The sequence below is a fragment of the Phenylobacterium sp. LH3H17 genome, from assembly GCF_024298925.1.
Taxonomy (GTDB): domain Bacteria; phylum Pseudomonadota; class Alphaproteobacteria; order Caulobacterales; family Caulobacteraceae; genus Phenylobacterium.
The window spans coordinates 2,362,960-2,374,170 of record NZ_CP101283.1; the positions used below are offsets into that span (position 1 = coordinate 2,362,960).

Sequence of the window (11,211 nt, forward strand, 5' to 3'; positions counted from 1 at the left end):
TCTCGCTACACACTGCATGAGGGTCATCCCCGGGGCGACTTGGCGCTTACCGGCGCGGTCATCGGCTGGTCCAGGGCCTTGCCTTCGAGGATCAGGTCGATGGCGCTGGCCTCCTGCCCCTTGAAGGGGTCGGGTTGGTTTCCTGGGGCAAGGTCGGCGGAGGTGGCCAGCCTCGGCGTCACGATGATCACCAGCTCGGTCTCGGCGCGGCGCCAGCGCGCCGAGCGGAACAGCGACCCCAGGACCGGAACCTCGCCGACACCCGGGAGCTGACGGACCTGGTTGACGTAGTCCTGCTGGAACAGGCCCGCGACCGCGAAGGCCTCGCCGTCCTTCAGCTCAATGGTGGTGTCGGTGCGGCGGACCACCAGGCTGGGAATCTCGAAGCCCTGGATGCGGAGGTTGTTGTTGTGGTCGAGCTGGCTGACCTCGGGCGCGACCTGCAGACGGATCAGGCCGTTGTCCTGGACGGTCGGCAGGAAGTTGAGCTTCACGCCGAACTCACGGAATTCGATGCTGACGGTGTTGAGGCCGGCGGGCACCGGGAACGGGAACTCACCGCCAGCCAGGAAACTCGCCTTCTGGCCGGACAGGGCCACGAGGTTCGGCCGGGCGAGCGTGCGGATCACGCCCTTTTCCTCCAGGGCCGCCAGAGTCAGGTCGACATTGGCCGAGCCGATCGAGCCGGAGAGCCGCAGGGCCCCCTGCGGTGCGGTGTTGCCGATGAGGCCGCTGCCTGTCGCCAGGGCGAAGGAGCCGTTCGAGGCGGTGAGGTTGAAGCCCACGTCCTTCAGGGCCGAGCGGCTGGCCTCCAGGATGCGGACTTCCAGGATCACCTGCTGCGAGGCCCGCACGGTCAGGGCGGTGGTCACCGCCTCGGGGGCGAACCTGTCGGCCAGGATCTTGGCGCGGCCAGCCGCGGCGGTGGTCGAGACCTCCCCGGTGAGCAACAGGCCCTCGCCGAGGTTGCGCACCCTCACGCCCTCGCCGGGCAGGGCCGCGGCGAGATCGGCCTCCAGCGCCTCGGCGTCGTAGCCGACCCGCACGTCGATCACTTCCTGCAGCTGACCGCCGCCGCCGTAGATGAGGAGGTTCGTGGAGCCCAGCGCCTTGCCGCGCACATAGAAGCTGCGGTCCGTAGTGGCGACGATTTGGGCGGTTTCGGGCTGGGCCACCACGATCTTGGAAGCCGGGCTGTCCAGGCGGAAGGACAGCGACTTGTTCCGGGGAACATTGATGGTGCGGCTGCGAGCGGTCTCGCTGACGAACGACTCCGCGGCCGAGGCAGGGGCGGCCGTCATGAGGGCGGCCACCGCGCAGAACGCGCGGGCCGAGGTCTTGGATCGCGACATCACGCGCCCTCTCCTTCGACGATCTTGATGATCGAGCGCGGCGCGGATGGGGCCGCCGCGCGTCGCGGACGGGCCGAGCTCGCGCTCGGCGCGCTTTGAACGGGGCCTCCGACGACGTCGCGCGTCGAGAGCGGGGCGAAGGTTTCGATTTCAGCCTGTCCCGAAGCGCGCAGGGCAAGAGACAGCTCGCCGAGACTGGCGGCGACCGCCAGCTTCTGGGCGTCCTTGACGCTAACCTCGAGGGTGGCGGTGTTGGGGCTGGCGGGCTTGTTGGAAGTGGGATCAGCGTTCAGATCGACCCCGAGAACGCGGGCGTTCTGGATGACCACTTCGGATTCGATGACCTTGTGGGTGTCGTCAGGCGACAGGTCGCGCATCAGCACCACATCGACCCGGTCGCCCGGCAGGGCGTGGCCGCCCACGCCCGAGACATCGGAGACCTTGATCGTATAGGCCCGCAGTCCGTCGGCGATCTCCGCGGCGACCGAGGGCCGCGCGCCGGGGCCGGAAAGCTTGGCGGGCAGAACCGCCTCGCGGATGGCGATCGGGGTGAGCGCCACCGGCGCTCCGCCGTGATCCTGGGCCAGCACCTGGGCCACTGTGGTGAAGGCGCCGGCCGGCGCGGCGTCGCGCGGCATTCGCACCACGGTCAGGCGCGCCGCGTCCAGCCGCTCGCCGTACTTGATGGCGCGGGAGGCCACGACCACCGAGACGGCGTTGGCCATCGGCGACTGGCCTGCGGCCTGGGCGACATTGCCCTGGGCCGGCAGCATCACCTTGGCGACCACCAGGGCCCCTAGGCCAAGGGCCGCCGAGGCGCCCAAACTTGCGATCGTGACTACCCGCAACGCCCCACCCCTGGATGCTTCGTACATTCAGAGGGTTAGCCGAGCAGCGATTGCGATAACCTCAACGAAGTAAGTGAATGTTCAGAAAGGTTAACAGCCTTCGCCAAGTCGCTTGTGTGCACCCGGCGATGAAAACCCCACGCCCGCAACGAAGACAAAGCCGGGCGCCGGCCGTATGATCACCGCAACTGGGAGAAAATCGCATGCACCGTCTCGCCCTCGTCGCCGCGCTCGCGGCCTTCGCCGCCACGCCGGCCCTCGCCGCGCTCAAGCCGGGCGCCAAGGCGCCGGACTTCACGGCCCGGGGCTATCAGGGGGGCAAGCCAATCACCTTCTCCCTGGCCGAAGCGCGCAAGAAGGGGCCGGTGGTGCTGTACTTCTTCCCCGCCGCCGACACCGCAGGCTGCAACCTGGAAGCCCGGCTGTTCGCCGAGGCCACCGACGGCTTCAAGGCCCAGGGCGCGACCGTGATCGGCGTCACCTCGGGCAATCTCGACAAACTCGCCGCCTTCTCGGCCGATACCGAGAAGTGCTCGGGCAAGTTCCCGGTCGCGGCTGACCCCAACGCGGTCATCGCCGGCCAGTACGACTCCAAGCTGGCCATCAAGCCGGGCCTGTCGGACCGCACCTCCTATGTGATCTCGCCCGCCGGCGAGGTGGTGCACGCCTATTCGAACCTGAACGCCAACGATCACGTCACCGAGACGATGACCGCCGTGAAGGCCTGGCGCGCCAAGCATCCGAAGAAATAACTGCAAACACCGCTCATCCCGCGGCGATGAGCGAGTATGTGAAATCCCTTGCCGAAACAGCGGTTTTCCCGTACTAGCGCGCCTCTTCACGGAAGGCGGTCTCAAGCCGGAACGCGAAAGGGTCGGGAAACTCCCGGCCGCCGCGCCTGAGATCCATCGTTTCCGACGGTCACCCGCCGCCGGACGCGCCGCCCTCCAAATGGGAAAAGGAAACCATGGCGCTCTACGAGCACGTCGTTATCTCGCGGCAAGATATTTCGCCGCAACAGGCCGAAGCCCTTAATGACACCCTCAAGGCCTTGATCGAGGAAGGCGGCGGATCCGTCGCCAAGATCGAGTACTGGGGCCTTCGCAACCTCACCTACCGCATCAAGAAGAACCGCAAGGGCCACTACTCCCTACTCTCCATCGACGCTCCGGCGCCGGCGGTGAAGGAGATGGAGCGCCAGCTGTCGCTGAACGAAGACGTTCTGCGTCACCTGACCATCCGCGTCGACGAACTCGACCTGGAGCTCTCGCCCGTTCTCGCCCGTCGCGACCGCGATCGTGAGCGCGAACCGCGCCGCGACGACTTCGGTTCGAAGGACGGCGGCTTCGGCTCGAAAGATGGCGGCTTTGCTCCGAAAGAAGGGGGCTTCTGATGACCGACGAAACCGCAACGGCCCCCGCGGCCGCCGGCGCCGCGCGCCGTCCGTTCTTCCGCCGCCGCAAGGTCTGCCCGTTCTCCGGCGCCAACGCCCCGAAGATCGACTACAAGGACGTGAAGCTGCTGCAGCGCTACGTCTCCGAGCGCGGCAAGATCGTGCCCTCGCGCATCACCGCGGTGTCGGCCAAGAAGCAGCGTGAACTGGCCAAGGCCATCAAGCGCGCCCGCTTCCTGGCCCTCCTCCCCTATGTCGTGAAGTAAGGGAGCCAGGCACATGAAAGTCATTCTGCTCGAACGAGTCGAAGGCCGTGGCGGCCTGGGCGACGAAGTCACCGTCAAGGACGGCTACGCTCGCAACTACCTGCTGCCGCGCCACAAGGCCCTGCGGGCCACCAGCGCCAACAAGAAGGTCTTCGACGCCCAGCGCGCCGATATCGAGGCGCGCAACCTCAAGGCCAAGGACCAGGCCGGCAAGGCCGGCGAGTCCCTGGACGGCACGTCCTACATCCTGATCCGTCAGGCGGGCGAGACCGGCCAGCTCTACGGTTCGGTCACCGGCCGCGACGTCGCCGACATCGTCAACGGCGCCGGCGGCAAGGTGGACCGCTCGATGGTCTCCCTCGACAAGCCGATCAAGACGCTGGGCATGCACCCCGTGAAGATCCGCCTGCACGCCGAAGTGGTCGTGACGGTGACGATCAACATCGCCCGCAGCCAGGACGAAGCCGAACGCCAGGCCCGCGGCGAGAACGTCATCACCTCGCAGTTTGAGGAAGACCGGATCGCCGACGAGGAAGCCGCCGCCGACATGGCGGCCGGCGGCGCCGGTTCGCACGACGTGGACTTCGGCGCCGACCACTAGGTCGACGCCTTCCAGACCCAAGACCGCGGCGCGGGACCTCCGGGTTCCGCGCCGTTTTCTTTGCTCGCGTTGGATACTGCCCCATAGATGCCGAGTAACTGGGCAGCGACGCGTCGCGTTTGCGTGGTTTTGTGACAGTTTTGCCATACCGGGTGGCCGCAAACACCCCTAGTTTCAAAACCCTAGACGCCTAAGCGTGGCCGAGCGCCCGCGGGCATTCCTGGGGGACTCATGAACACTCGTTACATCCTGCTCGCGACGGCATCCGCCGCGACTTTGCTCGCCGGCGGCCAAGCGATGGCCCAAACACAGGCCTCGGCCACCGAGGTCGAGGAATTCATCGTCACCGGCACGCGCGCGGCAAACCGCACCGTGCTCGACACAGCCGCGCCGGTCGACGTCATCAGCGCCGCCGAGCTGAGCCAGCTTGGCGTCACCGAGGTCAATCAGGCGCTCTCGGTCTCCCTGCCCTCGTTCAACTTCCCCAGGCCCGGCCTGGCCGACGGCACCGACACCATCCGACCGGCCACCCTGCGCGGCCTCTCCCCGGACCAGACCCTGGTCCTGGTGAACTCCAAGCGCCGCCACTCGGCCTCGCTGGTGAACCTCAACGGCACCATCGGTCGCGGCGCCTCGTCGGTCGACCTGAACACCATCCCCTCGGCCATGGTTTCCTCGATCGAGGTCCTGCGCGACGGCGCCTCGGCGCAATACGGTTCGGACGCCATCGCCGGCGTGCTGAACCTGCGGCTGCGCGAAGCCAACAGCGGCGGTGGCGTGACCGCCACCTACGGCGCGCGCGTCACCACCGTGAAGACCCTGGTCGCCTCGCCGCCGGCCGGCGCGAACTGGACCGTGGCCGACAAGGCCAAGTACGACCGCACCGACGGTGAGACCATCAACCTCTCGGGCTGGATCGGGCTGCCGCTTGGGGAGTCCGGCTTCCTGACCCTGGCCGCCGAATATCTTGACCAGAACAAGACGATCCGCACCGCGCCCGACTGGCGCCAGCAGTACGCCCTTGTGGGCGGCGCATTCGATCCGCGCGAGGCGAGCTTCGACCGCTACAACGCCTGGTTCGGCGAGCCGGACGTCAAGCAGTACTCGCTGTTCGCCAACGCCGGCTATGATGTGAGCGACACCACCAGCCTTTATGGCTGGGCCAGCTACCAGAACCGCGAGGCGCTCTCCGCGGGCTTCTTCCGTCGCTCGCTCGACGACCGCAACATCGTCTCCATCTATCCTGACGGCTTCCTGCCGCTGATCAATCCGACCGTCGAGGACTTCTCGGTCGCCGGCGGCGCGAAGTCCAAGCTGGGCAGCTGGGACACCGACATCTCGCTGGTCTACGGCTCCAACGAGATGGATTTCGTGATCCGCGACACGCTGAACCGGTCCATCGGCCCCAGCAGCAAGACGGTCTTCAACGCCGGCGGGTTCGAGTACAACCAGCTCGTCCTCAATGTTTCGGGCGTGCGGACATACGATGTGGGCCTCGCCTCGCCGCTGAACGTCGCCGCCGGCCTGGAATGGCGGAAGGAGGGCTACGAGATCCATGCGGGCGAGCCTGACTCCTACCGTAATGGCGGCGCCCTGCTGAACGGCGCCCCGACCCCCTCTGGCGCGCAGGTTTTCCCGGGCTTCCGCCCATCCAACGAGGTTGACCAGGACCGCACCTCGGTGGGCCTGTATCTGGACCTCGAAGCCAACGTCACCGACGAGCTGCTGATGTCCGCCGCGGTCCGGGCCGAGTCCTATTCCGACTTCGGCGAGACGGTGACCGGCAAGTTCGCCGCGCGCTATGACTTCACCGAGAACTTCGCCTTGCGCGGCTCGATCCAGAACGGCTTCCGGGCGCCCTCCCTGCAGCAGCAGTTCTTCTCGACCACCTCGACGAACTTCATCAATGGCGTGCCCTTCGACATCACCACCTTCCCGGCGACGGATCCGGTGGCGGCGGCCCTGGGCGCCAAACCCCTCGACGCCGAGAAGTCGGTCAACTACGCGATCGGCGCGGTCTTCCGCCTCGGCCGGGTCAACCTGACGATCGACGCCTATCGCATCGACATCGAGGACCGCATCGTCCTGTCGGAAAACCTGACCCAGGCGAACGTGCGCGCCTATCTGGTCTCGCAGGGCTTCGTCGCCGTGGGCGGCGGACGCTTCTTCATCAACGGCGTCGACACCGAGACCCAGGGCGTCGACATCATCGCCAACTTCAAGCAAGACACCGAGGCGATGGGGACCTTCGCCTTCACCCTCGGCGCGAACTTCAACTCCACCGATGTGACCAAGGTCCCGGCCACCGCCCAGCTCGCGGCGCTCAACCCCGCCCCAGTGCTGTTCGACCGGGTGAACGTCCTGACCTTCGAGAAGGGCTCGCCGGAGTCCAAGTTCACGGGTTCGGTGGACTGGACCCTCGACAAGTTCGGCGCGACGGTGCGGGCCACCCGCTACGGCGAGGTTCTCAGCCCCGGCACCACGGCGGCCCTCGACCTGACGTTGAAGGCCAAGGTCGTGGTTGACCTGGAAGGCCGCTGGAACGTCACCGATAAGGTGCGCGTCTCGGTGGGTGCGGACAATGTGTTCGACGAGTACCCGACGGGTTCTCCGCCGATCCTCAACACCACCTCCAATACGCCCTTCTCGAACTATGCGCCGTTCGGCCGCTCGGGCCGCTACCTCTACGGCCGGGTCGCCTATACCTGGTAGGACCCTAGGGCCCCTACGACCGGAACTGACGCGACGCGGGACTACGGTCCGGCGTCGTTTCGTTTCAGGCTTGTCCACAGGTCGGCGGAATTCCTGTTAGCGGACGGCCAACAGCCAATGCGCCACAGTGCAAGCCACCGTGCCGACAAGCTATCGGTAACCCATGGCCCTCGTTCCCGCCCTCGACCTTCGCCCCGCCCACAACGATGCGGCGATCCCGCACGCCCCGGCCAATGTCGAGGCCGAACAGGCCCTGCTGGGCGCGGTGCTGTACGACAACGCCGCCTTCGAGCGGATCGGTGACTACCTGCAGGCGCGCCACTTCTACGAGCCCTTCCACCAGCGGCTGTTCGCCGCTGTCGAGACCGCGGTCCGCAAGGGGCAGCTGGCCGAGCCGATCCTGCTGGCCGAGCAGTTCAGCCGCGACGCGGCCTTCGAGGAGCTGGGCGGGGTGCGCTACCTCGCCGACCTGGTGGACCGGGCGCCGCCCTCGGCCAACGCCAACGACTATTCGCGGGTCATCTATGACCTGGCCCTGCGCCGCGACTTGATCCGCATCGGCGGCGACATTTCCACCACCGCCGCCCAACCGGACGCCGAGCGCTCGGCCCGCGACCAGATCGAGGCGGCCGAGCAGCAGCTGTTCAGCCTGGCTGAGACCGGTTCGGTCAATCAGGGCTTCATCCCATTCGCCGACGCGCTGCATGGCGCCGTCACCATGGCCGCCGAGGCCCACGCCCGCGACGGCGGCCTGGCCGGGATCTCCACGGGGCTGATCGACCTCGACAAGAAGATGGGCGGGTTGCACCCTTCCGACCTGGTGATCCTGGCCGGCCGTCCCTCGATGGGGAAGACGGCGCTGGCCTGTAATATCGCCTTCGACGTGGCGCGCCACTTCGCCTGGGAGCCGCAGCCGGACGGCTCGAAGAAGACCGTCTCCGGCGGGGTCGTGGCCTTCTTCTCGCTGGAAATGTCGGCCGAACAGCTGGCCATGCGCCTGTTGGCCGAAGTTTCCGGGGTTTCCGGCGACCGGCTGCGTAAGGGCGAGATCACCGCCCTGGAGTTCGGTCGGATCCGTGACGCAGCGTTGGAGATCCAGGACGCGCCGCTGTTCATCGACGCCACCGGCGGCATCACCATCGCCAAGCTGGCCGCCCGGGCGCGGCGCCTGAAGCGGACCAGCGGGCTGGACCTGATCGTGATCGACTACCTGCAGCTGGTCACCGGCGGCGACGGCACGGGCAAGAACGACAACCGGGTGCAGGAAGTCTCGATGATCACCCAGTCCATGAAATCCCTGGCCAAGGAGCTATCGGTGCCGATCATCGCGCTTAGCCAGCTCTCGCGTCAGGTTGAGAACCGTGAGGACAAAAAGCCCCAGCTCAGCGACCTGCGGGAATCCGGCTCCATCGAGCAGGACGCCGACATGGTGATGTTCGTCTATCGCGAGGAATACTATCTGGGCCGGACGGAGCCACGCGAAGGCACGCCCGAGCACCTGACCTGGCAGGAGCAGATGGACCAGGTGGCGGGCATGGCCGAGGTGATCATCGGCAAGCAGCGCCACGGCCCGATCGGCACGGTGAAACTGTCCTTCAACGCCGACATCACCAAGTTCGGGAACCTCGCCCGCGAGGGATTCTACAACGCGCACTAAACCGGTTATGGGAGCGACGATGCCTGCTCCCTCCTCCGCGCGCCTGACCATCGATCTCGACGCGCTCGCCCAAAATTACGCCGTGCTACGCGACCTGGCCCCGGGCGCGGAGCCCGCGCCGGTGGTCAAGGCCGACGGCTACGGCCTGGGCGCCGTTCCCGTGGCCAGGCGCCTGTGGACCGAAGGCGCTCGGGCTTTCTTCGTGGCCCGTTTGAGCGAGGGCGAGGCCCTGCGCGCAGGCCTCGGGCCAGAACGGCCGGCCACCATCCATGTGTTGGACGGCTTCACGCCGGGGACCGGACCGCGCCTGACGGCGGCGAACCTAACGCCCGTGCTCTCCAGCCTGGCGCAGATCGAGTCAGCGAGCACCTTCGCCGGACCCGTCGCCATCCAGGTCGACACCGGCATGAACCGGCAGGGGCTCACGGGGGCGGAGGCCCGGGACCTGGCGGCAACCCTGCCGCCGGGACTGCGCGTCGAGACGATCATGAGCCACCTGGGTTCAGCCACTGACCCGGCCGATCCTCGCAGCGCCGCCCAGCTCGACGCCTTCGCCTCGGTGCGGCCGTTGTTTCCCCACGCGCGCGCGAGTTTCGCGGCCTCCGCGGGCATCGCGCTGGGGCATGTCTATCATTTCGACCTCGTCCGGCCGGGGATCAGCCTTTATGGCGGCGGTCCCGAGGAGCGGCCAGACGCACGTTTGAAGTCCGTGGCGACCTATGAGGCGCCGATCCTCTATCTGCGCCAGGTCGAGGCCGGCGAGATGATCGGCTACGGCTCCAAGACGATCGTCGAAACCGACAGCCGCATCGCCGTGGTTGCGGCGGGTTATGCCGACGGGCTGATCCGCTGCGCCATGGGCCGCAGCCAGGCCTGGTTCGCCGGCGCGCTGCGCAAAGTTCTGATCATCACCATGGACCTGATCGCTATCGAGATCGGCGACGCCCAAGCCAACCCTGGCGACATGGTCGAGCTGCTGGGGCCTCATGTCCTGCTGGACGATCTAGCCGCGGCGGCCGGCACCGTGGCGCACGAATGCCTCGTGCGCCTCGGCGGGCGGGCCGAGCGGGTCTATCTGGGGCAGCGCTAAGCCGTCACGCGACGCCCGGCCATGACGAGCCTGGATGATGGCTCGTATAACCCGAAGCGCGCTAGCCCTTCTTGGCCAGCGCCTCCAGCCGAGCCGGACCGACCGAGGCCACGGCGGCCTTCAGCTCCTCGATGCGGACGCCGTCGCCCTCGGCGGCGACCATGAACCGGTCGCCGACCAGGACGCTGTACTCGCCGTGCTTCGAGGTGGCGTTGTAGGATTCGGTGGTCATGCGGCCGTCGACCTTGCCGACTTTCTCATACTTGCCGTCGCTCTCGGTGGACGACTGGACGTTGAAGGCCCCGGCCATGCCGGCCAGGGCGCCCGCCGCGCCCAGGTCTGTGACGCTGAGCCGGATGCTCGCGTCGCCCTTGGTGTAGATGCCTTCGGCCTGCGAGCCTGTGACGCCGCCGGCGCCGCCAGAGCCCGTGGTGACCTCGGTCCGGGTGAAACCCGCCACGTCGGCCGGCAGATAGGCCTTCAGCAGGCTGGGATCAGTGGACGGCGGCCCCTCCCCGCTCTCGATCTGCTTGGCGGCGGCCTCCATCTTCTTCGAGGCTTCCTCCAGCTTGCCGACGTCGACCTTGTTGCCTCCGAAGGTGACGGTTCCGGCGCTGTGGTCGGCCATCAGGCCCGACCCCTGTCCCAGGCTGCGGATCGGGCTGAGGATCGCCGCGGCGATGATCGCCAGCACGATAGCGGCGATGACCACCACCACGGTGTAGGTCGTCGCCTTCTCCTGGGGCGCCTTCATCAGGATGGGCAGGCCCCTGTGGAGCAGGAACAGGCTGTAGAGGCCGAGCAGGCCCAGGATGCCTAGCGGGGGATAGATCATGAAGATCCCCGCCAGCCAGCTTGCGGTGCTGGCATAGACCGCGACCTTGAACGCCTGGATCTGGTTCTTCGTCCCGCCGAAGCTGGGGGCCAGGCCATCGATGATCAGGGCCAGGAGGTAGACGCTGGCAAGGGCGATACCGAAGTTCACCACCGCGCCGACCAGGGCCGAGAGGATCGTCGGCTTGTAGTTGATGCCGAACATCCCGTAGCCGAAGACGATGGCGCCGATCAGGCCGGCCACCGCCGGGATCAGGGCCAGGGGGATGGCATAGCCCTTGTAGAGCCCCCCGATCGTCGCCGGCTCGTCGTCGATCACAGCCCAGGTGGCCGAAGGCTGCAGCAGTATGGATTTCGCACGCTCGACGAGTCCCGACGCGGCGGACCCCGGTTCAACTGCGCTCATAGACGCCTCCCAGCCTGTAAAAGCCCCAGTCCAATCCCTAAATTGCGAGCCT

10 protein-coding genes are annotated in these 11,211 nt (G+C 67.3%); 7 read left to right on the forward strand and 3 right to left on the reverse strand.

What is annotated here, in order from left to right; all coding sequences use genetic code 11:
* Nucleotides 1-23: 23 nt before the first annotated feature.
* Together M9M90_RS11740 and cpaB are read right to left on the reverse strand one after the other, a co-directional pair.
* Nucleotides 24-1,352, reverse strand: a complete 1,329-nt coding sequence (locus tag M9M90_RS11740) for a type II and III secretion system protein family protein (protein ID WP_254833421.1) — start codon at nucleotides 1,350-1,352, stop codon at nucleotides 24-26.
* Nucleotides 1,352-2,200, reverse strand: a complete 849-nt coding sequence (gene cpaB / locus M9M90_RS11745; RefSeq protein WP_254833422.1) for a Flp pilus assembly protein CpaB — start codon at nucleotides 2,198-2,200, stop codon at nucleotides 1,352-1,354. Before cpaB ends, M9M90_RS11740 begins: the two co-directional genes overlap by 1 nt.
* A gap of 203 nt (nucleotides 2,201-2,403) precedes the next feature.
* Between cpaB and M9M90_RS11750 the strand changes: the two genes are divergently transcribed.
* From M9M90_RS11750 to alr, 7 genes are all read left to right on the forward strand, one after another.
* A complete protein-coding gene (locus M9M90_RS11750) occupies nucleotides 2,404-2,952 on the forward strand; it encodes a peroxiredoxin (protein WP_254833423.1) in 549 nt (182 codons plus the stop codon).
* Nucleotides 2,953-3,167: 215 nt separating this feature from the next.
* Nucleotides 3,168-3,593 (forward strand): 30S ribosomal protein S6, encoded by a 426-nt coding sequence (gene rpsF, locus M9M90_RS11755; RefSeq protein ID WP_254833424.1) that lies wholly within the window; start codon nucleotides 3,168-3,170, stop codon nucleotides 3,591-3,593.
* Nucleotides 3,593-3,859 (forward strand): 30S ribosomal protein S18, encoded by a 267-nt coding sequence (gene rpsR, locus M9M90_RS11760; RefSeq protein WP_254833425.1) that lies wholly within the window; start codon nucleotides 3,593-3,595, stop codon nucleotides 3,857-3,859. The genes rpsF and rpsR overlap by 1 nt, the downstream gene beginning before the upstream one ends.
* A 13-nt stretch (nucleotides 3,860-3,872) precedes the next feature.
* On the forward strand, nucleotides 3,873-4,460 hold the full coding sequence (rplI, locus tag M9M90_RS11765) for a 50S ribosomal protein L9 (RefSeq protein ID WP_254833426.1): 588 nt from the start codon (nucleotides 3,873-3,875) through the stop codon (nucleotides 4,458-4,460).
* Nucleotides 4,461-4,691: 231 nt separating this feature from the next.
* A complete protein-coding gene (locus tag M9M90_RS11770) occupies nucleotides 4,692-7,172 on the forward strand; it encodes a TonB-dependent siderophore receptor (RefSeq protein ID WP_254833427.1) in 2,481 nt (826 codons plus the stop codon).
* Between the two features lie 163 nt (nucleotides 7,173-7,335).
* Nucleotides 7,336-8,829 carry a replicative DNA helicase gene (locus M9M90_RS11775; protein WP_254833428.1) on the forward strand — a complete coding sequence of 498 codons (1,494 nt, stop codon included), beginning with the start codon at nucleotides 7,336-7,338 and terminating at the stop codon, nucleotides 8,827-8,829.
* Between the two features lie 19 nt (nucleotides 8,830-8,848).
* Nucleotides 8,849-9,919: an alanine racemase gene (gene alr, locus M9M90_RS11780; RefSeq protein ID WP_254833429.1), complete on the forward strand. Its 1,071-nt coding sequence runs from the start codon at nucleotides 8,849-8,851 to the stop codon at nucleotides 9,917-9,919.
* A gap of 61 nt (nucleotides 9,920-9,980) precedes the next feature.
* Here alr and M9M90_RS11785 read toward each other — a convergent pair whose 3' ends face one another.
* The gene (locus M9M90_RS11785; protein WP_254833430.1) at nucleotides 9,981-11,159 is read right to left on the reverse strand and encodes a Yip1 family protein; all 1,179 of its coding nucleotides are present in this window, start codon (nucleotides 11,157-11,159) and stop codon (nucleotides 9,981-9,983) included.
* Nucleotides 11,160-11,211: the final 52 nt, after the last annotated feature.

Excerpts from the sequence above, each read along its gene's own strand:
- M9M90_RS11740 (WP_254833421.1), bottom strand. The coding sequence starts at position 1,352 with ATGTCGCGATCCAAGACCTCGGCCCGCGCGTTCTGCGCGGTGGCCGCC.
- M9M90_RS11750 (WP_254833423.1), top strand. The coding sequence starts at position 2,404 with ATGCACCGTCTCGCCCTCGTCGCCGCGCTCGCGGCCTTCGCCGCCACG.
- rpsF (WP_254833424.1), top strand. The coding sequence starts at position 3,168 with ATGGCGCTCTACGAGCACGTCGTTATCTCGCGGCAAGATATTTCGCCG.
- rpsR (WP_254833425.1), top strand. The coding sequence starts at position 3,593 with ATGACCGACGAAACCGCAACGGCCCCCGCGGCCGCCGGCGCCGCGCGC.
- rplI (WP_254833426.1), top strand. The coding sequence starts at position 3,873 with ATGAAAGTCATTCTGCTCGAACGAGTCGAAGGCCGTGGCGGCCTGGGC.
- M9M90_RS11770 (WP_254833427.1), top strand. The coding sequence starts at position 4,692 with ATGAACACTCGTTACATCCTGCTCGCGACGGCATCCGCCGCGACTTTG.
- M9M90_RS11775 (WP_254833428.1), top strand. The coding sequence starts at position 7,336 with ATGGCCCTCGTTCCCGCCCTCGACCTTCGCCCCGCCCACAACGATGCG.
- alr (WP_254833429.1), top strand. The coding sequence starts at position 8,849 with ATGCCTGCTCCCTCCTCCGCGCGCCTGACCATCGATCTCGACGCGCTC.
- M9M90_RS11785 (WP_254833430.1), bottom strand. The coding sequence starts at position 11,159 with ATGAGCGCAGTTGAACCGGGGTCCGCCGCGTCGGGACTCGTCGAGCGT.